The organism is Mesorhizobium sp. M0166, from assembly GCF_040322255.1.
Lineage (GTDB): Bacteria > Pseudomonadota > Alphaproteobacteria > Rhizobiales > Rhizobiaceae > Mesorhizobium.
The window spans coordinates 14,772-38,608 of sequence record NZ_JAMYTD010000035.1; the positions used below are offsets into that span (position 1 = coordinate 14,772).

Annotated in this window: 22 protein-coding genes and 1 pseudogene; 12 read left to right on the plus strand and 11 right to left on the minus strand. The window is 62.9% G+C overall.

The features are described 5' to 3' along the window. Positions 1–5 precede the first annotated feature (5 nt). Together ugpA and ugpB are read right to left on the minus strand one after the other, a co-directional pair. Positions 6–890, minus strand: a complete 885-nt coding sequence (gene ugpA / locus NKJ46_RS26955) for a sn-glycerol-3-phosphate ABC transporter permease UgpA (protein WP_352669005.1) — start codon at positions 888–890, stop codon at positions 6–8. Between the two features lie 185 nt (positions 891–1,075). Further along, positions 1,076–2,386, minus strand: coding sequence for a sn-glycerol-3-phosphate ABC transporter substrate-binding protein UgpB (ugpB, locus tag NKJ46_RS26960; RefSeq protein WP_352668939.1), 1,311 nt, complete (start codon positions 2,384–2,386; stop codon positions 1,076–1,078). 293 nt (positions 2,387–2,679) lie between these two features. On the opposite strand from ugpB, the pseudogene NKJ46_RS26965 reads away from it, so the two are divergent. Further along, positions 2,680–5,112 (plus strand): annotated as a pseudogene (locus tag NKJ46_RS26965) (EAL domain-containing protein). A gap of 2 nt (positions 5,113–5,114) precedes the next feature. Here the strand turns inward: NKJ46_RS26965 and tlpA are convergent. Further along, positions 5,115–5,798 carry a thiol:disulfide interchange protein TlpA gene (tlpA, locus tag NKJ46_RS26970; RefSeq protein WP_352668941.1) on the minus strand — a complete coding sequence of 228 codons (684 nt, stop codon included), beginning with the start codon at positions 5,796–5,798 and terminating at the stop codon, positions 5,115–5,117. Positions 5,799–5,833: 35 nt separating this feature from the next. On the opposite strand from tlpA, the gene argH reads away from it, so the two are divergent. The 3 genes from argH (at position 5,834) to lysA (ending at position 8,798) form a co-directional block, all read left to right on the plus strand. Further along, positions 5,834–7,234, plus strand: a complete 1,401-nt coding sequence (gene argH / locus NKJ46_RS26975) for an argininosuccinate lyase (RefSeq protein ID WP_352668943.1) — start codon at positions 5,834–5,836, stop codon at positions 7,232–7,234. Between the two features lie 71 nt (positions 7,235–7,305). Further along, positions 7,306–7,512, plus strand: a complete 207-nt coding sequence (locus NKJ46_RS26980) for a hypothetical protein (protein WP_352668945.1) — start codon at positions 7,306–7,308, stop codon at positions 7,510–7,512. A 17-nt stretch (positions 7,513–7,529) separates the two neighbouring features. Continuing rightward, entirely contained in the window at positions 7,530–8,798 is a 1,269-nt protein-coding gene (gene lysA / locus NKJ46_RS26985) for a diaminopimelate decarboxylase (protein ID WP_352668948.1), read from the plus strand. A gap of 10 nt (positions 8,799–8,808) precedes the next feature. Here the strand turns inward: lysA and NKJ46_RS26990 are convergent, their stop codons facing one another. Further along, positions 8,809–9,111 (minus strand): ArsR/SmtB family transcription factor, encoded by a 303-nt coding sequence (locus NKJ46_RS26990; RefSeq protein WP_023677929.1) that lies wholly within the window; start codon positions 9,109–9,111, stop codon positions 8,809–8,811. A 64-nt stretch (positions 9,112–9,175) separates the two neighbouring features. Between NKJ46_RS26990 and NKJ46_RS26995 the strand changes: the two genes are divergently transcribed. Continuing rightward, complete coding sequence (locus tag NKJ46_RS26995; protein ID WP_352668950.1) at positions 9,176–10,117, plus strand: threonine/serine dehydratase; 942 nt, start codon at positions 9,176–9,178, stop codon at positions 10,115–10,117. Positions 10,118–10,328: 211 nt separating this feature from the next. Then, on the plus strand, positions 10,329–12,944 hold the full coding sequence (locus NKJ46_RS27000; protein ID WP_352668951.1) for a TIGR02302 family protein: 2,616 nt from the start codon (positions 10,329–10,331) through the stop codon (positions 12,942–12,944). 71 nt (positions 12,945–13,015) lie between these two features. Here NKJ46_RS27000 and NKJ46_RS27005 read toward each other — a convergent pair whose 3' ends face one another. Further along, the gene (locus NKJ46_RS27005; protein ID WP_352668952.1) at positions 13,016–13,873 is read right to left on the minus strand and encodes a LysR family transcriptional regulator; all 858 of its coding nucleotides are present in this window, start codon (positions 13,871–13,873) and stop codon (positions 13,016–13,018) included. Between the two features lie 223 nt (positions 13,874–14,096). Between NKJ46_RS27005 and NKJ46_RS27010 the strand changes: the two genes are divergently transcribed. Then, positions 14,097–15,047 carry a DMT family transporter gene (locus tag NKJ46_RS27010; RefSeq protein ID WP_352668955.1) on the plus strand — a complete coding sequence of 317 codons (951 nt, stop codon included), beginning with the start codon at positions 14,097–14,099 and terminating at the stop codon, positions 15,045–15,047. A gap of 19 nt (positions 15,048–15,066) precedes the next feature. Here NKJ46_RS27010 and NKJ46_RS27015 read toward each other — a convergent pair whose 3' ends face one another. The 3 genes from NKJ46_RS27015 to NKJ46_RS27025 form a co-directional block, all read right to left on the minus strand. Then, positions 15,067–15,438, minus strand: coding sequence for a response regulator (locus tag NKJ46_RS27015; protein ID WP_352668957.1), 372 nt, complete (start codon positions 15,436–15,438; stop codon positions 15,067–15,069). Between the two features lie 155 nt (positions 15,439–15,593). Next, positions 15,594–16,136 (minus strand): hypoxanthine phosphoribosyltransferase, encoded by a 543-nt coding sequence (gene hpt, locus NKJ46_RS27020; RefSeq protein WP_352668959.1) that lies wholly within the window; start codon positions 16,134–16,136, stop codon positions 15,594–15,596. A gap of 185 nt (positions 16,137–16,321) precedes the next feature. Further along, positions 16,322–16,612, minus strand: a complete 291-nt coding sequence (locus NKJ46_RS27025) for a hypothetical protein (RefSeq protein ID WP_352668960.1) — start codon at positions 16,610–16,612, stop codon at positions 16,322–16,324. A 236-nt stretch (positions 16,613–16,848) separates the two neighbouring features. Between NKJ46_RS27025 and ftsE the strand changes: the two genes are divergently transcribed. The 3 genes from ftsE to NKJ46_RS27040 all read left to right on the plus strand — a co-directional run bounded on the left by ftsE (position 16,849) and on the right by NKJ46_RS27040 (position 19,334). Then, entirely contained in the window at positions 16,849–17,508 is a 660-nt protein-coding gene (gene ftsE, locus NKJ46_RS27030) for a cell division ATP-binding protein FtsE (RefSeq protein ID WP_023677923.1), read from the plus strand. Beyond that, positions 17,501–18,484: a cell division protein FtsX gene (locus NKJ46_RS27035; RefSeq protein WP_352505094.1), complete on the plus strand. Its 984-nt coding sequence runs from the start codon at positions 17,501–17,503 to the stop codon at positions 18,482–18,484. Before ftsE ends, NKJ46_RS27035 begins: the two co-directional genes overlap by 8 nt. An 88-nt stretch (positions 18,485–18,572) precedes the next feature. Beyond that, positions 18,573–19,334, plus strand: a complete 762-nt coding sequence (locus tag NKJ46_RS27040; RefSeq protein ID WP_352668963.1) for a YdcF family protein — start codon at positions 18,573–18,575, stop codon at positions 19,332–19,334. Between the two features lie 29 nt (positions 19,335–19,363). Here NKJ46_RS27040 and NKJ46_RS27045 read toward each other — a convergent pair whose 3' ends face one another. Then, complete coding sequence (locus NKJ46_RS27045) at positions 19,364–19,984, minus strand: pyridoxamine 5'-phosphate oxidase family protein (protein WP_352668965.1); 621 nt, start codon at positions 19,982–19,984, stop codon at positions 19,364–19,366. A 135-nt stretch (positions 19,985–20,119) separates the two neighbouring features. On the opposite strand from NKJ46_RS27045, the gene NKJ46_RS27050 reads away from it, so the two are divergent. Continuing rightward, positions 20,120–21,028: a LysR family transcriptional regulator gene (locus tag NKJ46_RS27050; RefSeq protein ID WP_352668967.1), complete on the plus strand. Its 909-nt coding sequence runs from the start codon at positions 20,120–20,122 to the stop codon at positions 21,026–21,028. A gap of 107 nt (positions 21,029–21,135) precedes the next feature. Then, positions 21,136–21,936: a lysophospholipid acyltransferase family protein gene (locus NKJ46_RS27055; RefSeq protein ID WP_352668969.1), complete on the plus strand. Its 801-nt coding sequence runs from the start codon at positions 21,136–21,138 to the stop codon at positions 21,934–21,936. 27 nt (positions 21,937–21,963) lie between these two features. Here the strand turns inward: NKJ46_RS27055 and NKJ46_RS27060 are convergent, their stop codons facing one another. Further along, positions 21,964–22,584 carry a LysE family translocator gene (locus NKJ46_RS27060; protein WP_352668971.1) on the minus strand — a complete coding sequence of 207 codons (621 nt, stop codon included), beginning with the start codon at positions 22,582–22,584 and terminating at the stop codon, positions 21,964–21,966. Between the two features lie 77 nt (positions 22,585–22,661). Next, positions 22,662–23,609, minus strand: a complete 948-nt coding sequence (locus tag NKJ46_RS27065; RefSeq protein ID WP_352668973.1) for an aldo/keto reductase — start codon at positions 23,607–23,609, stop codon at positions 22,662–22,664. Between the last annotated feature and the right edge of the window lie 228 nt (positions 23,610–23,837).

A 23,837-nucleotide genomic window follows, 5' to 3' on the forward strand; every position in this document is an offset into this window, starting at 1 on the left:
CTGCCCTAGCCGTAATGGACTTTGCGTTCCACATAGCGGAACTGGATCGCTGTGAGCGCGATGACGATGGCCATCAGGATGACCGACTGCGCCGCCGAATCGCCCAGGATCAGATTGACGAAGCCGTCATTGTAGACCTTGTAGACCAGCGTCTCGGTCGTCTTGCCCGGCCCGCCGCCGGTGACGGCATGAACGATGCCGAACGTGTCGAACAGGGCATAGACGGTGTTGACGACCAGCAGGAAAAAGGTTGTCGGCGCAAGCAGCGGGAAGACGATGGTCCAGAAGCGCTTGGTTTCGCCGGCGCCGTCCATGGCCGCCGCTTCGATCAGCGTTTTCGGCACCGCCTGCAGGCCGGCGACGAAGAACAGGAAATTGTAGCTGATCTGCTTCCAGGCAGCAGCCGACACCAGCAGGATCATGGCGTGGTTGCCGTTGAGCAGTGGGTCCCATGCGATGCCGAGGCTTCTCAGCAAATAGGCCAACGAGCCGATCGAGGGATTGAACAGGAAAAGCCAAAGCATGCCGGCAATCGCCGGCGCCACGGCGTAAGGCCATATCAATAGTGTGCGGTAGAGGCCTTTGCCGCGCACGGCCTTCTCGGCCATGGCCGCCAGCAACAGGGCCGCAACCATGGCAACGATCGCGGTTGCAAGCGAGAACACCACTGTGACCTTGATCGAGTTGAGGTAGGCCGGATCGGCCAGCACCTTCCGGAAATTGGCAAACCAGACGAACCTGCTCTTCAGCCCGAACGGGTCTTGCCTGAGCATCGACTGGTAAAGCGCCTGACCGGCCGGCCAGTAGAAGAAAACCAGGGTGATGGCGAGTTGTGGTGCCACCAGCAGGTAGGGCAGGATCTTGTTGGGAAAGACGATGCGTGCAGACAGGCTGATTTCCCTCGCTATCCAGGCATCGCCCACGCGCGCTCGCGCGGGCGATATTCCAACCGACTAATGCATGTCGCCCAAAAGTGCGCAGCGGTTTTGGGATAACGACATTCATAAGAACAAGAGCTTAAAGCGCGTAGCATGTGGCCATTCAAACGCGACGCGCTTTAACCGTGATGGTCTCGTTAGTTGTCCAGGGCTTCCTTGATCGCGGCGTTGCCGCGCGCGACCGCATTGTCGAGCGCCTGCTGGGCGGTTTGCTGGCCGGCCAGCATCTTCTCCAGCTCCTCGTTCTGGATATCGCGCACCTGCGGCAGATTCGGCAGGCGCACGCCCTTCGAATTGTCGGTCGGCGACTTTCCGATCATCTGCAGGATGGGTGTCTCGCGGCCGGGGTTCTTGTCATAGAAGCCTGATTTCTTGGTCGCCTCATATGCGGCGAGCGTCACAGGCAGGTATCCCGACTTCTGGTGCAGATATTCCTGCACATCGGTCTTGGACAGATAGGCAAAGAAGGCGGCAACGCCCTTGTATTCCTCGTCCGACTTGTTGCCGAACACCCACAGGCTGGCACCGCCCGGCGTCGTGTTCTGCGGGGCCCCCTTGGCGTCACTGTCGTAAGGAAGCTGGCCGATGCCATAGTTCATGCCGGACTTGACGATATCGCCGAGGCCGCCCGACGATTCGGTGAAGATGCCGCATTCGCCGGCGAGGAATATCTGCTTGGCTTCGGAGGTGCGTCCGCCATATTTGAACGTGCCGTCCTTGGCCAGGTCAGCGAGCGCCTGGAAGTGGTTGACGAAAATCGGCGCATTGATCTTGAGTTCGACATCACCGCCGGCCAGGCCATTCTGTTGGCTGGCCCAAGGCACGTCATTCCACGCCGCGAAATTCTCCAAGTGGATCCAGGTCAGCCAGGTCGAGGTATAACCGCAAGAGGCGGCGCCGCTCGTCTTAATCTTCTTGGCAGCTTCCCACACCTCGTTCCAGGTCTTGGGCGGATTTTTCACGTCGAGGCCTGCCTTCTGGAAGATGTCCTTGTTGTAGTAGAGGATCGGTGAGGAAGAGTTGTAGGGGAACGACAGCATGGTGCCGTCCGGCTTCGAATAATAGCCGACGATGCCGGGCAGATACTGGCTCTTGTCGAAGGTCATCCCGGCACCGGTCATCACATCGGCCACCGGCTTAATCGCACCCTCGGCCGCCATCATCACGCCGGTGCCGACATCGAACACCTGGAGGATATCGGGCGCTTGGCCGGCGCGGAATGCAGCGATGCCCGCATTCAGCGTCTCTGGATAGGTGCCCTTGAACACCGGAACGAGCTCATAGTCGCTCTGGCTGGCGTTGAAATCCTTGGAGATCTTGTCAACGACCTCGGCGTTGGCGCCGGTCATGGCGTGCCACCAACTGATCTGCGTGACGGCGAAGGCGGATGTGGTGGAAAGCAGGGTCAAGGTGGCGGCAATACCGGCCGCGAAGCCGAAGAACTTCATGTTTCATCTCCCGTTTGTCATTGGCGAAAGGGGCACTTCCGCAAAGCCAATATGTGGCGCTGATGACAATCGGACAACGGTTTTGTTGCGGATCAATGAACATCATTCTTTACTAAAGTGCACTCGCTACCGAACGCGGCGTCAGAAACTACATCACCGCCTTTTCGGCGCAGCGGCGTCGGTTTTCCCCCGAAGACCCGCCTCATGGCCCGCGGGTTAACCATTCGTTAAAATCTCCAAGAGCTAATCAGTCGCACCTCCCCTGTTAGATTTGGCAGACCGAGTGAACCAGGATGCTGACGGTCTATAATTGTATTGTAAGTCAGCACGATCCGAGACTGGTTGCGCTTGCCGCACTCGTCTGTGGAATTTCTTGCTTCTCAGCGGTTAATCTCCTTAAGCATGTCGGCCGATCGACCGAGCGAAACCGGCTTGCCTGGCTGATGATCGCCGCGGCCTCGACCGGGTTCGGCATATGGGCGACGCATTTCATCGCCATGACCGCGTTTACGCCGGGAATACCTAACGCATACAATCCGGCATTATCCGCCTTTTCGCTTGCCGCCGCCGTCATCCTGACCGCGCTTGGGATGTGGGTCGCCACTTTGCGCCGCGGCATCGACCATTTCCTCGTCGGTGGCGCCATCCTGGGCGGCGCCATCGCGACGATGCACTACATCGGCATGGCCGCTTTCGAGGTCGAAGGCCGGGTCGTATGGAACCTGCTCCTTGTCGCGATATCGCTTCTGGCCGGCGTGACCCTTGCGGCACTGGCGCTTCTTGTAGTCTTGCGCCGCCCGTCAGCGCTCGCCACTCTCGGCGGCGCCGCGCTTTTGACGCTGGCGATCTGCAGCCTGCATTTCATCGCGATGGCCGCGGTGTCGATCATTCCGGATTCCGCGATTGAAATATCGGCACATTCAATCGATCCCGTTTCCCAGGCCTTTGCTGCAGCGGTCGCCAGCCTGATAATCCTTGTGCTGTCGGGCACCGCCCTGTGGATCGACCTGCGCTTTCGCCGCCAGAAGCTCGAGGCCGATCGCATGCACGATCTCGCGAATGCCGCGGTGGAAGGTCTGATCGTTTGCGATGGCACCCGCATCGTCAGCGCCAATGACAGTATGGCTAAGCTGACCGGAACAGCGACAGCCACCCTCAACACGATGCAACTCGGCGAGCTTTTCGACGGACGGAGCGCAGCCGATATATCCGGCTTCGGCGAACAGGCGCAGGAAGCGAAATTAAGGGGCAGCGACGGCGCGAGAATTCCTGTCGAGCTGATCGCCAGGAAGATCACCTACTGCGGCAGGCCTCATACGGTGCTTGCCGTCCGCGACATCCGTGAGCGCAAGAAGGCGGAAGAAGAGATCCTCCGCCTCGCGCATTTCGATCCACTTACCGGGCTTGCCAATCGGCGGAGCTTTTCTTCCCGGCTGGAAGCAGAATTCGCATCGATGGATCGTGGCGGCAAGGACGGATATCTGGCGCTCCTGCTGCTTGACCTCGACCGGTTCAAACAGGTCAACGACCTCTATGGCTACGGCGCCGGCGATGCCATGCTGCAGAAGCTGGCGCACTGCATTTCCGGCATCCCGCGCCACGGACAGATGCTCGCACGTCTCGGCGGCGATGAATTTGCCATCATAGCTCCGAACCTCCCCGACCCCCTGGCCGCAGGCAGGATAGCCGAGGACTTGCTGGCGGCGATCCGCGAGGAAAACAGGGTTTCGGTCGGCTCCGGCCTCGTCTCGGCCAGCATCGGCATCGCCTTCTTTCCGCTGGATGCCGAAGACCAGGCCTGACTGATCAGCCATGCCGATACGGCACTCCATCGCGCCAAGACCGAAGGCCGGGACACCTATCGGTTTTTCGAGATAGCCATGGGCACCGCGGCCCGCGACAAGCGCGTGATGGAGCATGAACTGCGCCAGGCGATCGCCCGCAAGGAGTTCCACCTCGTCTATCAGCCGCAGAAGGAGATCCGCGGCGGCAGGATGATCGGCTTCGAAGCCCTGGTCCGTTGGCAGCATCCGGAGCGGGGTGACATTTCTCCGGCCGTTTTCATCCCCGTGGCAGAGGACAGTGGCGCAATCGCCCAGATCGGCGACTGGGTGCTGACGACGGCCTGTAACGATGCTGCTCGCTGGACAAACCCGCTAATGGTCGCCGTCAACGTCTCCGCCGTGCAACTTCACAATCCGAACTTCAGCCGCAAGGTGCACGACGCATTGTCGAGATCCGGCCTGGCCCCCGGCAGGCTCGAACTGGAGATCACCGAAACGGCCCTGGTGAAGGACATGCCGCGCGCGCTCGCAACCTTGAGGCAGGTCAAGGCGCTTGGCGTGCATGTGGCGATGGACGATTTTGGCACCGGCTACTCTTCTCTGTCCAACCTTAGCGCCTTTCCCTTCGACAAGATCAAGATCGACGGGTCGTTCATCAAATCGGTCGACAAGAACGCCCAGTTCGCGGCGATCGTTCGCGCCGTGCTGGGGCTTGGACGCGGTCTCGGCCTGCCAGTCCTTGCGGAGGGCATCGAGACGCCGGGTGAATTGCAGTTCCTGGACGCCGAGGCTTGCGAGATCGGGCAAGGCTATTACCTCGGCAAACCGGCTCCGATCGAAACATTCGGCGAACTGACGGGCGTGGCCGCTCCGGCAATCCGCACCGCCAGCCGACGCGGCGCAAGCATTGCCGTGCTCAAGCCGCGCCTGCGCACGGTCTGAGCCTATCCTGGCTGAAGCGCCGCCTCGACCAGACGCTTGGCATCCGGCCCCGACCATTCGGCCGGGCCGTTCATATGGGCGATCAGGCAGCCTTGCCGATCGATCAGCATGGTGACGGGTAGACCGAGCGCAAGGCCACGTGTCTTGACGTCATTGAACAGCGCCATGGTGGCATCGCGATAGTAGCCGAGCGACTTGACGCCGGTGTCCTCCAGGAACTTCTTCGGTTTGGCATCGTCGCCGGCATCGACGTTGACGGCAACAACCTGAAACGCATCGCTGCCCATCTCCTTCTGCAGCGCATCGAGCGCCGGCATTTCGGCGCGGCAAGGTGCGCACCATGTCGCCCACAGATTGAGCAGCACCGTCTTGCCGGCATGATCGGCGATCGTCGTCGGCTTGCCGTCCGGGCCGTTGAAGGCAAGGCTTTTCAGCGATTGCGGCGGATCCGCCGGCAAAAGCGCGGCAACCTGGCCGGTGGCAGCGGAGGCGATCTTCTTGGCACGGTCGGTCTTGGCGGCGCAGGCGACGTCGTCCTTGCCGCCGCCGGCGGCCACTTGCGCGGGCGCCTTGTTGCCAGAACTGCTTTCCCTGACATATACCGCGACCGCGCCGGCCAGCACGCCCGCAACCAAAGCGGCGAGGATGAGACGCAAAGCCGGGAAAAATCTATTGCCGTCTGCCATTTTTGAAAAATTGCTCCGGAGCACGGGTTATAGCGATGAACGACAAGAAGGCCAGCAACCAGATGTGGGGCGGACGTTTTGCCTCGGGTCCGGCCGCAATCATGGAAGCGATCAACGCGTCGATCTCGTTCGACCGCAAACTCTATGCGCAGGATATTCGCGGCTCGATCGCCCATAGCCAGATGCTGGCGCAAACGGGCATTATTTCGGCGGCCGATCAAGAAAAAATCGCTCACGGACTGAACACGATCCTGGCAGAGATCGAGGCCGGCACATTCGAGTTCTCGACCAGGCTGGAAGACATCCACATGAATGTCGAGGCTCGTCTGGCCGATCTGATCGGCCCCGCCGCCGGCCGCCTGCATACCGCCCGCTCGCGCAACGACCAAGTGGCGGTCGACCTCAGGCTGTGGGTCAAGGACGAGTGCTTTCGCGTCGCCGAGGCGCTGAAGGGACTGATCACGGCGTTCCTGGATCGGGCCGAGGAGCATGCGGCAACGGTCATGCCGGGCTTCACCCACATGCAGGCAGCGCAGCCGGTGACCTTCGGCCACCACTGCATGGCCTATGTCGAGATGTTTGCGCGCGACCTGTCTCGCGTACGCGACGCGATCGAGCGGATGGATGAAAGCCCACTCGGCGCTGCCGCCCTTGCCGGCACCAGCTTTCCCATCGACCGGCACCAGACGGCGAAGGCGCTTGGCTTCCGCGAGCCGATGCGCAATTCGCTCGACAGCGTTTCGGACCGCGATTTCGCGCTCGAGTTCCTGGGCCTGGCGGCGATCTGCGCGACGCATCTGTCGCGGCTGGCCGAAGAGATCATCATCTGGTCGACGCCGCAATTCGGCTTCGTCAGGCTGTCGGATAGTTTCTCGACAGGTTCCTCGATCATGCCGCAGAAGAAGAACCCCGACGCTGCCGAACTGGTTCGCGGCAAGACTGGCCGCGTCACCGGCCATCTGGTCGGTCTGCTGACGGTGATGAAGGGCATGCCGCTGACCTATGGCAAGGACATGCAGGAAGACAAGGAATCCGTCTTCGATGCGGCAGAGACACTCGACCTGATGCTGGCGGCGATGACTGGCATGATGCGCGACATGACGGTGAACACTGCCGCGATGAAAAAGGCGGCCGGCGCCGGCTATTCGACTGCGACCGACCTCGCCGATTGGCTGGTGCGCACGCTCGGCCTGCCGTTCCGCGAGGCGCACCATATCACTGGCCGGGCGGTGGCGCTGGCCGAGGACAGGAAGGTCGGGCTCGACAGGCTTTCGCTGGAGGACCTGCAGTCCATTCACCCCGGTATCAGCGCCGACGTGTTTTCGGTTCTCGCCGTGCAGAATTCTGTGAAGAGCCGCACAAGCTTCGGCGGCACCGCGCCGTCCGAGGTGCGCAGGCAGATCCGCTACTGGAAAAAGCGGCTCGCCAAGGCGTAGAACGCGGGGTGCAATGGCCGCAAAACTCGGCTAGAAGCGGCTGCGGGCAACAGTTTCGGACGGATGGCACGATGACCGGAAGCAGGATTTTGGTGACGCTGGCGCTGGTGGCAGCAATGGCCACCGTTGCGGCTTGCGGCAGGAAGGCTGCGCTCGATACGCCCTACGCGGCAGCCGTGCAGGCCCGCAAGGACGCCGAGAAGGCCAAGCAACCTTTGCCGCCGGAGCCGGAAAAACCTGTCGAGGACAAGAAATTCATCCTCGACCCGCTGCTCTGATTTTTCGGACCAATCTCGTGAACCATTTCGACTACCGCGACGGCGCGCTGCATGCCGAGGACGTGGCGATATCAGACATCGCCGCTAGCGTCGGCACGCCGTTCTATTGTTATTCGACGGCGACGCTGACCAGGCATTTTCGCGTCTTCACAGAGGCCTTTGCCGGGCTCGACGCTCTCGTCTGCTATGCCATGAAGGCGAATTCCAACCAGGCCGTGCTGAGGGTGCTGGCAAGGCTCGGCGCCGGCGCCGACGTGGTCTCGGAGGGCGAATTGCGCCGCGCTTTGGCGGCCGGCATCCCGGCAAGCAAGATCCTGTTTTCGGGCGTCGGCAAGACCGCGCGCGAAATGGATTTTGCGCTCTCGGCCGGCATTCTCTGTTTCAACGTCGAATCCGAACCGGAGCTGGAGCTGCTGTCGGCTCGCGCCACCGCGCTGGGCAAGATCGCGCCGATCTCGCTGCGCATCAATCCGGATGTCGACGCCAGGACGCACAAGAAGATTTCGACTGGGAAGGCCGAGAACAAGTTCGGCATTCCCTGGCAACAGGCGCGGAAGGTCTATTCCCGCGCGGCTGAGCTGCCGGGCATCAAGGTGACCGGCATAGACACCCATATCGGCAGTCAGATCACCGAATTGCAGCCCTTCGACGACGCCTTTGCGCTGCTGGTGGAGCTGGTCGGCGCCTTGCGCTCCGACGGTCATGCCATCGAGCACATCGATGTCGGCGGCGGCCTTGGCATTCCCTATCGCGTCGACAACAACCCGCCGCCTTTGCCCGATGCCTATGCCCAGATCGTCAGGAAGCATGTTGCCAAACTTGGGCTGAAAGTGATGTTCGAGCCAGGCCGGCTGATCGTCGGCAATGCCGGCATCCTGGTCTCGCAGGTGATCTTCGTGAAGGACGGCGACGCCAAGAACTTCCTCGTCGTAGACGCCGCGATGAACGATCTGATCCGGCCGACGCTTTACGACGCTTTCCACGACATCAGGCCGGTGGCGCAGCAGCCGGCCGCAGCACCACGCATGAAGGTCGACGTCGTTGGCCCGGTTTGTGAGACCGGCGACTATCTCGGGCTCGACCGTGACCTGCCCCGGCTGAAATCCGGCGACCTGATCGCTGTCGCCACCGCCGGCGCCTATGGCGCCGTCCAGGCCGGCACCTACAATACCAGGCTGCTGGTACCGGAAGTGCTGGTCGACGGCGACCGCTTCCACGTTGTGCGCCCGCGCCGGACCTATGACGAGCTGATCGGACTGGATTCGGTGCCGGACTGGTTGAAGTAGAACTCTGCAGCTACAGCCGGTGCTGAATGAGCGCCCTGGTCTCGGCGATTCTGTCCTCGTTCCGGCGATAGAATATCCACTGCTTGATGCGCTTGCTGCGCAAAAGCCCTGCCTGGGTGAGCACGCGCATATGCTCGCTGAGCGTTGCCTGGGTGATCCCCAGCTTTTCCGCGATCAGCAGCGCGCAGACGCCGTCCTCGACCAGATCGCCGTCCGTCTGCGGCGGAAAATGCGCGCGCGGGTCCTTGAGCCAATCGAGGATCTGCAGCCTGCGCTCGTTGGCAATCGCTTTGAAGACGTCGACCTCTTGCATTTAGGTACTTTGCCAAGTTACTAAGTAATGTCAACTCTGAATGTCAGCTCTGGGGAGTGAAAGCATGCCGCACGGCCACACGATCACACGCGAGCGCATCGCTGCAATGGAGCCGCGCATCCGGCCCTACGTGCGCCACACGCCGGTGCTGCGCGTCGACATGGCCGATTTCGGCCGCCCGCCTCTACCTGTCGACCTGAAGCTTGAGTGCTTGCAGCATTCCGGCTCGTTCAAGGCGCGTGGTGCGTTCACCAATCTCCTCGAACGGCCGGTTCCTGCGGCCGGCGTCGTCGCCGCATCGGGCGGCAACCACGGCGCCGCCGTCGCCTATGCCGCCATGCGGCTCGGCCACAAGGCGACCATCTTTGTTCCCGAGGTGAGCCCGCCGGCCAAGCTGGACCGCATCCGCGGTTACGGCGCCGAGCTGATCGTCGGCGGCGCCCGTTATGCCGAGGCGCTGGCCGCCAGCGAGAGCTTCGCCGAAAAATCCGGCGCGCTGCAGATCCACGCCTTCAACCAGGAGGAGACGCTGGTCGGGCAAGGCACGCTCGGCCTCGAGATCGAGGCCGACCTGCCGAAGCTCGACACCCTGCTGGTCGCCGTCGGTGGGGGCGGCCTGATCGGCGGCATCGCCGCCTGGTTTTCCGGCCGCATCAGGATCATCGCCGTCGAACCGGAGGGTGCGCCGACGCTTCATCGCGCCTTCGAGGCGGGCCGACCCGTCGACGCGCCGGCGGAGGGCATCGCCGCCGATTCGCTCGCGCCGAAGCGTGTCGGCGAAATGATGTTTCCTATCGCCGAGGCATTCGTCGAGCGCTCGATCCTTGTCGGCGACGACGACATTATCGCCGCCCAGGCGGCGCTCTGGGACCGCGTGCGAATCATCTCCGAGCCGGGTGGTGCGGCCGCCTTCGCGGCGCTCCTGTCCGGCCGCTACGCACCGGCTGCAGGCGAGCGCGTTGCCGTGCTGGTCTGCGGCGCAAACGCCAATCCGGCGAAATTCTGACAATATCCGGGGCATTATTGTTCACGTTTTGGGGAACCGCCTCGCCTTCGCCGTGTTTGTTGGTATCCTTAGGACGATGTGCATCCGCTTGGACGCACGAAGTACGCGCTAAGATTTTAGGTCTTCGCATCGTGCTTCCCGAAAATCGACTTTTCGGGCCCATGCGATAGACTCGTGAGGCCCGGGCTATCCGCCCGGCCAGGAAGGGCCGATGACACAACGACCCATCTTCACCAGCGATCGCAGTCTGGCCAGGCGACTTGCCCTGAGCCGGCTGGGAACGCAGGTCTCGATAATCGTCGAACGCGGCTGGCCATTGCTGCTGCCACTGATCGTCGTCGCCAGCCTGTTCCTCAGCATCTCGTGGCTCGGCCTGTTCCCATTTTTGCCCGATCTGGCGCGGATCGGTCTCATCACGGCATTCGGCGTCGCAGCTCTTGCCGCACTCTACCCGCTGCGTTTCTTCCGCACGCCATCCAGTGCCGAGGTCGACCGCCGCATCGAGGCGGCCAACCGATTGCTGCACAGCCCGGTGCAGGTCCAGACCGATCGCCCGAGCGGCAAGGAAAGCATTTTTTCGCAAGCCCTGTGGCGCGAGCATCAGCGGCGCATGGCGGACCGGCTGGGTGAGCTTGGCGGCGACGTGCCGCGCACACGCGTGCCGGAACGCGACCCGTGGGCGCTGCGCGCCGTTGCCGCGCTTTTGTTGGTAACTGCCTTTGCCTTCTCCTTTGGGCCATCGGGCGGCAGGCTGAGCGACGGTTTTGTTGCCCGTGCCGCCCGCGACGTCGTGCCGCCGCGCATTGATGCCTGGGTGACGCCGCCGGCCTATACCGGCAGGCCGCCGGTATTCCTGAACGCCCCGGCCCTGGCCAACAACGCCACTCAAACGGCGGCGACCTTCACTGTTCCGGAGGGCAGCGACGTGTCCCTGCGCGTCACCGGCGGTTCGGGCGAGGAAACGCTGAGCTACGCCGACACCGGCGGTAACACCCGCGCCATCGATCCGACCGGGCCGCAAGCCGCCAAGACTGAGGCAAGTCCGGCAACGCCTTCCACCGTGCGCCAGTTCAGCGGCAAGTTGACGGCCGATGGCACGCTGACGCTGCAGTCCGGCGACGGCGAGCTCGGCCGCTGGGCCTTCGCCATAATTCCCGACAAGCCGCCGCAGATCCGCTTTGTCGGCGAGCCGAAACGCGCCGTCAACGGTGCTTTCGAGCTCAACTACCAGATCGACGACGACTATGGCGCGGCCTCCGCAAAGGCGGTTTTCGCATTGGCCGATCCGCCGGCGCCCAACGCGCATCCGCTCTATGGCCCGCCGGAAATGCCGCTGACGTTACCGCGCCGCGGCGGCAAGGCCAATGCCGCCAGGACGACGAAGGACCTGACCGACCATGTCTGGGCCGGCGGCAACGTCAAGCTGTCGCTTGTCGCCACCGACGGTGCCGGACACACGGCGACCAGCGAAACCAAGACGCTGGTGATGCCGGAGCGGCCATTCTCCAACCCGTTGGCGCGGGCGGTGGTCGAGCAGCGCCGCATACTGGCGCTCGACGCCTATGCCAAGGACCGAGTGCTCGACCTGATGGATGCGATCACGCTCAGGCCCGAAGACACGTTCGACAACATGGCGCACTACCTCGCCATCATGAGCGCCCGCACCCGGCTGAAGATGGCCGACAGCGACGACCAGTTGCGCGACGAGGTCGCTTACCTCTGGGAGATCGCGCTCGGTATCGAGGAAGGCAATCTTTCGGCGGCCGAGAAGCGGCTGCGCCAGGCGCAGCAAGCGCTGCAGGATGCGATCAAGAATGGCGCCAGCGACCAAGAGATCGAAAAGGCGATGAAGGAACTGCGCGAGGCGATGAACCAGTTCCTGCAGGAATTCGCGGCGCGGGCGCAGCAGAATCCGAATGCGCCACAGATGCAGCAGAACGGCCAGGAACTGCGCCAGAGCGACATCGACCGCATGATGGACCAGATCGAGAACCTGGCGAAATCCGGCAATCGCGACCAGGCGCAGCAATTGCTGTCCGAACTGCAGGACATGATGAACAATCTGCAGGCAGGCCGCCAGCAGCAAGGCGGCCAGCAAGACAGCGAGATGCGCCAGCAAATGGACAAGCTGGGCGAGATCATGCGGCGCCAGCAGGAGATGATGAACGACACTTTCCGTATGGACCAGATGCAGCGCGGCCAGCAACAGCGCGGGCAGAACCGCGACGAGCAGCTCGGCGAGAACGGTGAGCCAGGCCCGATGGGCGAAGAGGGCAAACCCGGCCCGGGTGACGACCGCGATCCGCTCGGCCGGCCGAACCCGATGACGCCGCAGGAATTTGCTGATGCGCTGAAGCAATTGCAGGAAGGTCAGGGCAAGCTGCAGAGCGAGCTCGATCAATTGAGGAAGAGCCTCGAAGGCATGGGCCTCGACCCCAATGAGGGGTTTGGCGAGGCCGGCAAATCCATGGGCAATGCCGAACAGGCGCTCGGCGAGGGCGAAGGCGACCAGGCCGTCGGTCATCAGGGCCGCGCATTGGAAGCCTTGCGCAGGGGCGCCAAGGACATGATGAAGCAATTGCAGGCGATGCAAGGCGACCAGGGCGGCAACGGGCAAGGCGGACGCCAGCAGAATGCCGACCGTGACCCGCTCGGGCGGCCCCGCACCAGCGAGGGTCCCGACGACGGAAGTTCGGTAAGGGTGCCTGACGAGATCGATGTGCAGCGTGCCCGCCAGATCCTCGAAGCAATCCGCAAGCGGCTCGGCAATGCGCTCAGCCCCGATATCGAGCGCAGCTATCTGGAGCGGTTGCTGGAGCTGAAGTAGGGCTGCCTATATTCGGAAGATCGCTGCGCGGGGTCCGGGTCGGCCGCCATCGCCGGACCGAGTGGCATGCTTTAACGGTTGGTGAACGCTTCGCGGATCGCCTCTTCCATACCGTCGATGGCCTCGCCGGAAGCGTTCGGGTTGCGCCGCAGCACCACGTTCGAGGAATCGATGTCGCCGAACCCGTCGGCGGCCGTAAGCTCGCGGCAGCCGGCCGGGATGTTGCTGCGCGAGATCGGCGCAATCGCCAGCCCGGAGGTGACGGCGAGCCGCAGGCCGCCGTTGGTATCGCTGGTGTAGGCGACACGATAGGCGAGATCGCGCTGTTCCAGCGACTTTATCGCGAAATCCTTGCACCAACCGGCACGGTTGTAGAGCGCGATCGGCACCGGCCGCTCCTCATGCATGTGATGCAGCTCCGACGTCACCCATACGGTCGGGTCATGCATCAGCACTTCACCGCCCGACAGATCCTGCCATTCGAACACCACCGCCAGATCGAGATCGCCGGCGGCGAGCGCCGCGATCTGCGCACCGGAATGCGCGTAGCGGACGGTGATGTCGACCTGAGGATGGCGCTTGGCAAAGGCGCCGAGCGCGCGCGACAGGATCGCGTGGCCATATTCCTCCGGGATACCGATGCGCACCGGCCCGCCAAGCGGCGCCGCGACCATCGATGCCGCCGTCTCGTCGAGCAGTGAAACGATGCGCCTGGCGTTGGCGACGAGCTCGCCGCCGCGCCGCGTCAGCGCCACACCGCGCGAGCCGCGCTCGAACAGGCTGTCGCCGACCATGCCTTCGAGCTTCTTCATCTGCATCGAGACCGCCGACTGGGTGCGGCCGGCCCGCTCCGCCGCCTTGGTGAAATTGCCGGTGTCGGCGACCGCCACGAAGGTGCGCAACAGGTCGCTGTCGAGATTGGGTCGCATGTGCCCGCCATAAGGAAATCTGATTGCTGGCATCATTCCAATTCGTTTGCAACATGTCAAACGGCGGACGATAGTCGCCTTACCCATTGGATATGCGGCCGCGAAATCGGCTGCGGACCAATCAAAGTCCTCACTCGTACCCGCTGCCCGAAACGGTGGCGGGTTCTTTTTACCCGGATGCAGGCCTGCTTTCGGCCGCGCACGCGGGAGATCAGGAGCGCCTATGCAGAATCGGCTTGTGCTCGGCATCCTCAGCCTCTGTCTCGGCGTGCTGGTCTTTTCGCTGCAGGATCCGCTGGTCAAGGCGGTGTCGAGCCACTATCCGGTCACCGAGGTGATGGCGATCCGCTCGATCGTCGCCCTGCCGATCCTGGTTTTCCTTGTCCACGCCGATGTCGGATTGCAGGCGATCCTGTCGAAGCGGTTCGGCATGCTGACGATGCGCGCCTTCATCCAGTTCACCTCCTATACGGCCTACTATCTGGCAATCGCCGCCCTGCCGCTGGCTGACGCGGTAGCGCTCTATTTCATGGCGCCGCTGTTCATCATGGCGCTGGCCGGCCCTTATCTCGGCGAACGCGTGTCCTGGCAGGCGCTCGCCACCGTCCTGGTCGGCATGCTCGGCGTGCTGGTGATGGTGCGCCCGGGTGCCGGTTTGTTCGACTGGGCAGCGCTGTTGTCGCTAGGCTCGGCTCTGCTCTACGGTTTCTCGCAGCTGATGGCACGCAAGATCGGCGACACCGAATCCTCGACTGTCATGGCGTTCTATCAGAACGGCGCCTATCTGGTCGGCGCCGCCTTGGTGGCGGGATTGTTTTGGCTGGCAGGCATAGACCACGCCATGCATCCGAGCCTCGAATTCCTCGTCCGGCCATGGGTCTGGCCGACGACGCCGGATCTGCTCAAGATGGGAGCATGCGGCTTCGTTGCCTCGGCCGGCATGATCCTGTTGTCGCAGGCCTACCGGCTGGCGCCCGCCAACAGCGTCGCCACCTTCGAATACACCGGTATCATCTGGTCGCCGCTATGGGGTTTTCTGTTCTTTGCCGAAGTGCCGCGACCAGCGACGGCGACCGGCGCAGCCCTCATCATCGGCGCCGGCCTGTTTGCGCTCAATGCCAGCCGGCGCCGGAGCGGCGCGCCAGCCATTGCGGCGACCTGCGACCCTGCCTGAAGGCGGTCGGCCTTGGGCTTTAGGCGAAGCAGGCGAGCGTCTGTTCGACGCGGGCGCGGATTTCAGCCAGCGTGAACGGCTTTTGCACGACGTCCAGAATAATGCCGTTCAATTCCTCGGCGCGCTCGCGCTGGTCGGCATAGCCGGTCATCAGCATGATCTTCATCGCCGGGAACAGCGCCGCTGCCGCCTTGGCCATCTCGATGCCGTCCATTTCCGGCATGCGGATGTCGGACAGCACAAGGTCATAGCTCCCTTGCGCCGCCCGGATCAGAGAAAGGCCATGTGCGCCGTCGGCGGCAACAGTGACATTATGCCCGGCGCGTTCGAGCGCACGAGCGGCGAGAGTGCGGACGGATTCATCATCCTCGACGATCAGGAGCTTTGCCATGGGCAGGATATTTGGCGGGGAAAAGTTGATGTTTTCTGAACCGCGAGCGGCGACAACCCAACCAATGCATGCCGCGCAAAAGTGTGCAGCGGTTTTGCGATATAAAACAAGGACCTAAAGCGCGTCGCATAAGGCCGGTCGAGCGCGACTCGCTTTTAGGCGTCGCCCTTGACGACGCCGACAAAAGGCAATTCGCGAAACGCGTGGGCGACGTCCATGCCATAACCGACGACGAAATAATCGGGGCAGTCGAAGCCGACATAGTCGGCGTTGAGCGTGGTCTGGCGGCGCATGCGCTTGTCGAGCAGCACGGTGATGGCACAGCTCCGCGCGCCGCGCGACAGCATGAGGTCGCGGGTGAAACTCAGCGTCTTGCCGGATTCCAGAATGTCGTCGATCAAAAGCACATCGCGACCGGCGACCTCGTTGTCGATGTCGCGCAGCACCCTCACCTCACCGCTGGTCGTGCCGGCGCCATAGCTGGAGATGAAGATGAACTCGACCTCCGGCGACAGGCCGACATCGTGCATGGCACGGATAAGATCGGCGGCGAAGATGAACGATCCCTTCAGCACCGAGATTACCAGAAGGTCGTGGTAGTCGTGCCAGGCGATCTCCTTGGCAAGTTCCAGGTTCCGCCGCGCGATGGCGGACGCCGAAAACAGGACTTCGATGTCCTTGCCGCGCACAACTGGCATTGGCTGCCTTTCCAGAAATGATCGCCTTTGCAGGCGAAGCCGACCGAAACGGTCTTCAACCCGTTTCTAGGCCTGTCGTGCCATCTGGCAAGGCCAAATCTTTCGCAGGGCGCCCGCGAACGGTCGGATATCCCAGCGCGTCGCGAATCGTTTATCTGGTGACCTGTTGATTTTCTGCCGCCGCTCTAACGAACCAGCGCATGGCCGCCCGAAATCCAGAAAGCGGCAAAGGCGGCACCGACGCCGACAATCCAGAAGATCGGCCCACCATGCACCCACAACGGCCGTTCGATGGCGGTTTCGGGCTTGCGCAACATGTCCATGCCTTCGATCGAAGGCGTGGAAATCATGCGCGCAGGCGGCGGCGTAAAGTCTGGACGTGTAAAATGGCTGGGCAGCACCTCATAGTCGGCATCGATGACGTCGGCGGTCACGTCATGCATGATGCGTTCCGGCTCGGCGGCCGGATCGGTCATGATTTCGCCGGAAACCGGGCGCGCGGTTCGATCCTCAGCCATCATGGCCCAACACTACGGCACCTGTTCGCTGTTCGTTTCTTTTGGGTAAACGGAAATGGTTAACGCTTCCCCACCGGAACCCCTGTGACTCGCTCGAAAAGCCCCCAAATTAACCGTCGGTTAACCATGCCGGCCGATGGTCTTTCCACAGAAGGGGCTGGCATCTTGCCGCCGAGAATTTCAGGTCGTCGAAAGTGATCCGCTTCGAAAATGTCGGCCTCCGTTATGGCATGGGTCCGGAGATTCTCCGCGACATCTCCTTGCACATTCCGGAGCGCTCCTTTCAGTTCCTGAGCGGGCCTTCAGGCGCCGGCAAGACGACGTTGCTGCGGCTTTTGTTCATGTCACTGAAGCCGACGCGCGGCCTGATCACCATTTTCGGCAAGGACCGCTCGCGCATCTCGCGTACCGAATTGCCGCATCTGAGACGACGCATCGGCGTGGTGTTCCAGGATTTTCGCCTGCTCGACCATATGACCACCTACGAGAACGTGGCCTTGCCGCTGCGCGTGCGCGGCCGCGAGGAGGCGACCTACCGCACCGACGTCACCGAGCTGCTGAAATGGGTTGGCCTCGGCGAGCGCATGCATGTGCTGCCGCCGGTGCTGTCTGGCGGCGAGAAGCAGCGCGCCGCGATAGCCCGGGCGTTGATCGAGCAGCCCGAGATCCTGCTCGCCGACGAGCCGACCGGCAATGTCGACCCGCCGCTGGCGCGACGCTTGCTGCGGTTGTTCATCGAGCTCAACCGGCTGGGCACCGCCGTGGTGATCGCCACACACGACCTCGGCCTGATGGAACAGGTCGATGCACGGCGAATGATCCTGGCCGGCGGAAGGCTGGACATCTATGACTGAGCTCTCCGTCGAACATTTCGAGGGTCAGGACGCCGCGGCGGCAAAGCCCCGCGTCCAGCGCAAAATGGCGCCGATCGTGCCGGCGCAGAACATCGCCGGCCGGGCGCTGGTGCTGGTCATCGCCATCATGACGTTTCTATCCTGCCTGACGTTTGGCGCAGTCACGCTGGTGCGTGACACCGCCTCCGTCTGGGAGAACCAGATCTCGCGCGAAGCGACCATCCAGATCAAGCCGGTCGACGGCCTCGACATGGAGGCTGCACTTGCACTGGCCTCGCAGATCGCCGGCGAATTCCCCGGCGTGAAGAGCGCCAGGATCGTCGACCGCGAAGCGACGGCCCGGCTGCTCGAGCCTTGGCTGGGCTCGGGCCTGAACATCGATGAGCTGCCGGTGCCGCGCTTGATCATCATCACCATCGACGAGAATAGTCCGCCCGATTTCGCCGCACTGCGCGCGGCAATCACGCCGAAGCTGCCGAGCGCCTCGCTCGACGATCATCGCACCTGGGTCGACCGGCTGGTTGCCATGGCCCGCACCACGGTTACGATCGGTATCGCAGTGCTGGCGCTGATGCTGTCTGCGACGGTGCTGACCGTTGTATTCGCGACGCGCGGCGCCATGGCCGGCAATGGTCACATCATCGAGGTGCTGCATTTCGTCGGCGCCGAGGCGCGCTTCATCGCGCGCGAATTCCGCCGGCATTTTCTGGTCACCGGCATGAAGGGCGCCGCGGCAGGCGGCGCCGCGGCGATCCTCGTCTTCATCGTCTTCTCCTGGTGGTCGTCACGCAACATGGCGACACCGCAGGCCGATCAGGCGACTGCCCTGTTCGGCAATTTCGCCATCGGCTCGGCGGGTTATCTCGGGGTCGCTGTCATGGTGCTGGTGATCGGCGCGCTGACGGCGGCAACCTCCCATTTCACCGTGGTTACCTATCTCAGCGACATCGACATTCGCCAGCCGGACGCCGGCTAAAGGAAAGATCGATCACGGATGAAAACTCATCGTCACGAAAATTGCATTTTTTTCCTACCAAAGGCCGTATTTCGGGATTAACCATTTCATGATGGACGTTCGGGACTCGACCGATACCGCTGGATGCATGCCAGTGCTGGTTGCGCGCCCGCCCGTGTTCGCCGAGCCTGATGAATTTGCCAAGCCGGATCAGTTCGCCAAACATGGGCGGCTGCTGGCAGCCCGCTCCTTGCGCATCTCGGCTCTCCTTCTGCTCGCCTTTATGGCGCTGTTTATCGCCGGCTTCGGCTGGTTCGCCAATACCGTCAGCCGTCTGACGACGCCCGCCAATCCGGCCAGGGCCGACGCTATCATCGTGCTGACCGGCGGCCAGTCGCGCCTCGACGCTGCGATGGGCCTGCTTGCCTCAGGCAAGGGCGAGCGGCTGCTGATCAGCGGCGTCCATCCCTCCGCCAGCCGCCGCCAGCTTCAGGCCGCGACCGGCGGCGACAAGAGGCTGTTTTCCTGCTGCGTCGACATCGACCGCGCCGCGCTCGACACGATCGGCAATGCCGAGGAAAGCGCCAAATGGGTCGAGGACCATGCCTACGGCACCGTCATTCTCGTCACCAACAATTATCACATGCCGCGCAGCCTGCTGGAAATGGGCCGGCTGCTGCACGGCGCAAGGCTCGAGCCCTATCCGGTGGTCAACACCAACCTCGAGAATGGCGGCTGGCTGACCAAACCGGGAGCGCTGCGCGTGCTGTTCACCGAATACAACAAATACCTGCTGGCGCTGGCGCGCGGCATCATGCCGGTGAAGCGAACCGACAGCGTGACGCTGGCCGACGCCGCGGGCGGAAGCTGAACGGCACCGGCACTTTTATTCCCTTGCTCTTATCCCCTGGCCGCTGCATCCGATCGCAAGCGTGCGATCTCCCGTTCGAGCCGTTCGATGCGCTTGTCGCGTTCGCCGAGCGCCGCCGCCACGTCGGCCGCTTCGAAACGCTGCGGTATGTGCTGCGAGCAATTTGAATCCCAAGCCGAAACCGTAAACAGGATGATCTGCTCGGGTCGCGCCTTATAGTCTTGCGGCATCAGCTTTGCCGTCAGCTCGGCATCGCCCTCGACGACTTGCGCTTTGCCCCAGATCTTGATGCGCTGCCGGTGCGCATAATCGATCAGGAACAGGAAAGCCTGTGGGTTGTCGCTGAGGTTGCCCTGGGTGATGAACTGCCTGTTGCCGGAAAAATCGGCAAAGCCGATCGTCCGCTGGTCGAGTACCTTGAGGAAACCGGCAGGCCCGCCGCGATGCTGGATGTAAGGCTGCCCGTCCGCATTGGCGGTCGACAGAAAGACACTGGTCTGCCCCTCGATGAAGGCGGCGAGATCGGGCGTGATTACCGCCTGCCAGCCGCCACGCTCCTCGACACGGGCATAGGCCTGGCGCGAGCCCTTGCGGGCCTGGATCGCCTTCACCGTCGGGGTGAAGGCGACATCGCTGGTGTGAGCGTTCATGGAAGCCCTCCTTTACGCGCCGAGTTGCGCTGCATTGTTCGCCCACGAAATAGGGCCTTCCGTCTTCGAGATGCAGATGCCATATCTGCAATCTACCCTTCCGTTTTTCGGAAGGGCAAATTTTTCGGGAGAACTATGGATCGCCTCCAGTCTATGTCGCTTTTCGTTGCCGCGGCGGAGACAGGCAGCCTCTCGGCTGCCGGGCGCCGCTTCGGCATTCCGCTGACGACGGTCAGCCGCAAGGTTTCGGACCTGGAAAGGCACCTGAAGACACGGCTGTTGAACCGCTCGGCGCGGCAGCTGTCGCTGACCGATGCAGGCCACGCGTATCTCGCCGCCTGTCGTCGCATTCTCGATGAGGTCGGCGAGGCCGAGCGAATAGCCGCCGGCGAATACAGCGCCCCGACCGGCGAACTGATCGTCACTGCGCCGATCGTCTTCGGCCGCCTGCATGTGCTACCGGTCATCACCGGCTTCCTCTCCGTCTATCCTGAGGTAAGTGTGCGGCTGACACTCGCCGACCGGATAACCCAGTTGGTCGAAGAGCACATCGATCTCGCCATCCGCATCGGCGAGCTTGCCGATTCGAGCCTGATCGCCACCCGCCTGGGTTCGATCCGCCGCGTCGTTTGCGCGAGCCCGGCCTATCTCGCCGAGCACGGCACACCGCAAACGCCGCAAGAGCTTGCAGCACACAGTGCCATCACCTTCGAAGGGCTCACCGCCGCAGCCTGGAGCTTCGCCACCGGCAAGACTGAATTCAGCGTGCCGGTCCGCTCCAGGTTACGGGTCAACACGGCTGAGGCAGCAATCGATGCGGCGATTGCCGGCGTCGGCGTGACGAGGCTGCTTTCCTACCAGATCGCCACCGCCGTCCGGTCGGGTACGCTGCGCCCGGTGTTGCAAGAGTTTGAGCCAGACCCATGGCCGGTGAGCCTCGTCCATGCCGGCCAGGGGCTACTGCCGGTGAAGCTGCGCGCATTCCTCGACTTCGCCGCCCCGCGCCTGAGACAGCGCCTGCTGCAGGCGGCGTGGCAAACGTGACGAAGACGGCCCATCGCAAGGCCGGGCCGATCGCCCGCCTCGCAGCGTTTCCTTTTTGCCGGCGCTTGGTGTAACCAACGCACACCTCCTCACCGGGCAATCGCTGTATGCTCTATCTCCGCTCGCTGGCGTTCAATCTCGCCTTCTACCTCAATTTGATCGTCCAGATGATCCTCTGGACCCCGTATTATTTCCTGTCGCCGCGCCATCGCGCCTGGTTCGTGCCGAAATTCTGGTCGCGCACCAGCATGTGGCTCTACGACAAGATCGCCGGCACCAGAAGTGAGATCATGGGCCAGGAAAACCTGCCTGAAGGCTCCTTCATCCTGGCGCCGAAGCACCAGTCCTTCTGGGACACGATCGCTTTCCTGCCGTATCTCGACGATCCCGTTTACATATTGAAGCGGGAGCTGACCTGGATCCCGTTCTTCGGCTGGTACATTTTGAAGATGCGGATGATTCCTGTCGACCGCGGCAGCCGCTCGAAGGCATTGAGGACGGTGATCGCCGCGACCAAACAGGAATTGGCGCGCAATCCGCGCCAGCTGATCATCTATCCCGAGGGCACCCGCCGGGCGCCGGGCGACGAACCGGTCTACAAATACGGCATCGTCGAACTCTATGCGCAACTTGGCATTCCGGTGGTGCCGGTCGCTCACGTCGCCGGCCTCTATTGGCCGCGCCGCAAATTCCTGCGCTATCCCGGCACGATCAAGGCGCGCTTCCTGCCGCCGATCCCGCCCGGCCTCGGCAAGGACGAATTCATGCAACGGCTGATCGCCGAGACGGAGGCCGCCTGCGACCAGCTCCTCGTCGAGGCGTCGCAGACGCCGTACCCGCCGCCGATGCCGCCGACGGCGGTGAAACGGCTTGGTGAGCTGGACGCGAAACCTGAATTGAAAGGCTGAGGCAACGGCCGCGGATGCCAGAAGGGCTCACGGCAGGGCAGCCAGGGCGGCTGTTGCAATCAGCGTCACCGCAAACACCCGATTGATGATCCGCGAGGCCAGCGGTTGGCGCAGCAAACGTGCAAAAGCCGCGCCGGCGAGAAGCCACAAGAGATGAATGGCAACGATCATCAAGGCGAGAACCGTCAGCTTGGCTGAAATACCAAGACCGCCGGCGCCGGAAGACGCGCCGGCGAACACGGCGGCAATCGCCACATAGGCTTTCGGGTTGGCAACCGCCAGAAGGAACCCGCCAAGGAAGGTGGGAAGCGCCACTCCACCGACGCGCGCCGTCAGTGGCGGCGCCGTCGCTATCTTGAACGCCAGGTAGAGGATGTAGGCTGCCGAAGCAACCGCCAGCAGCGCTGCGACCTTTGGCAGCGCGGTGAGAACAGCCATGATGCCCGTCGCCACCACCAAAAGCACGAGGACCGTGCCGACAACGATCCCCGAGGCATAGCGGAGCGAATCGCGCAGGCCGAACGCGGCACCGACCGCGGTGACACTTATCGTCGCCGGCCCCGGGCTGCCCATGACGATGGCCGATGCCAGCACGAGCGCCAGCAATTGCTGCCATAGCTGCTGATCGAGAAGAACCTGTCCGGCCATGCGGCGTCCTGCATCCTGTGACGATGCAGGGACGGTAGGACAAGGCAGCGGTGCCGGTCTTGAACGATCGTGCGCGGCTATGCGCTGGCCTTGTCGAGCTCGGCGATATCGTCCGGGCTGAGCTGCAACGACGCGGCACGCACCAGGCTGTCGACCTGGTCGAGCGTCGTCGCGCTGGCGATCGGAGCGGTGACGCCGGGCCGCGCCATTACCCAGGCAAGCGCCACTTCCGCCGGCTTGGCCGAATGTCTGGCTGAAACGGCATCGAGCGCTGAGAGAATGCGCATGCCGCGCGCGTTGAGATAGCCTTTCACACCGCCGCCGCGCGGGCTTTTGCCGAGGTCGGCTTCGCTGCGGTACTTGCCGCTCAAAAATCCCTTGGCGAGGCTGAAATAGGTGATGACGCCGATGTCCTCGGCCACGCACAGGTCACGCAGCGGACCATCGAAGGACGAGCGGTCGTGGAGATTGTATTCCGGCTGCAGCACCTCGTAGCGCGGCAGGCCGCGCAGGCTTGCCACGTCGAGTGCGGCGCGCAACTGGGCGGCGTCGAGGTTGGAGGCGCCGGCATAGCGGATTTTGCCCTTGTCGAGCAGTTTCTGGTAAGCGCCGAGCGTTTCCTCATAAGGGGTGGCCGGATCAGGCCAGTGCGACAGATAGAGGTCGACAGTATCGACCTGCAGCCTCTTCAGCGAGGCGTCGATGGCCTTTTCGATATAGGCGGCGGACAGGTCCCTTTTGCCCTGTCCCATATCCGAACCGACCTTGGTGATGACGACAACCTTGTCGCGGTTACCACGGCTCTTCATCCATTTGCCGATGACGGTTTCGGATTCGCCGCCCTGGTGGCCGGCAATCCAGCGCGAATAGGAATCGGCCGTATCGATGGCGTTGAAACCGGCGTCGACAAAGCGGTCGAGCAAGTCGAACGAGGTTTTCTCATCGGCAGTCCAGCCGAACACGTTGCCGCCCAGAACCAATGGCGCGATGGATAGGTCGGTGCGACCGAGACGACGCTTCTGCAAGGCTGATCTCCATGATGATTCATGCTGGGGCGGGTGGGAGCCGCCGACCGGGCTAACCTATGTCGCGCCGCGGCGACGTCAAACGCATAGCCTCCTTTCCAGCCCGCCGGCGCTTCACAAAACCGCGACCCGCCGCGCCGCGTCCCGGATATCCAAACCAGCAGCCTCTGAAGAAACGATCTGGCAAGTTTAGCACATAGATTGTCAAATCTGCCAATTCTGACTTTT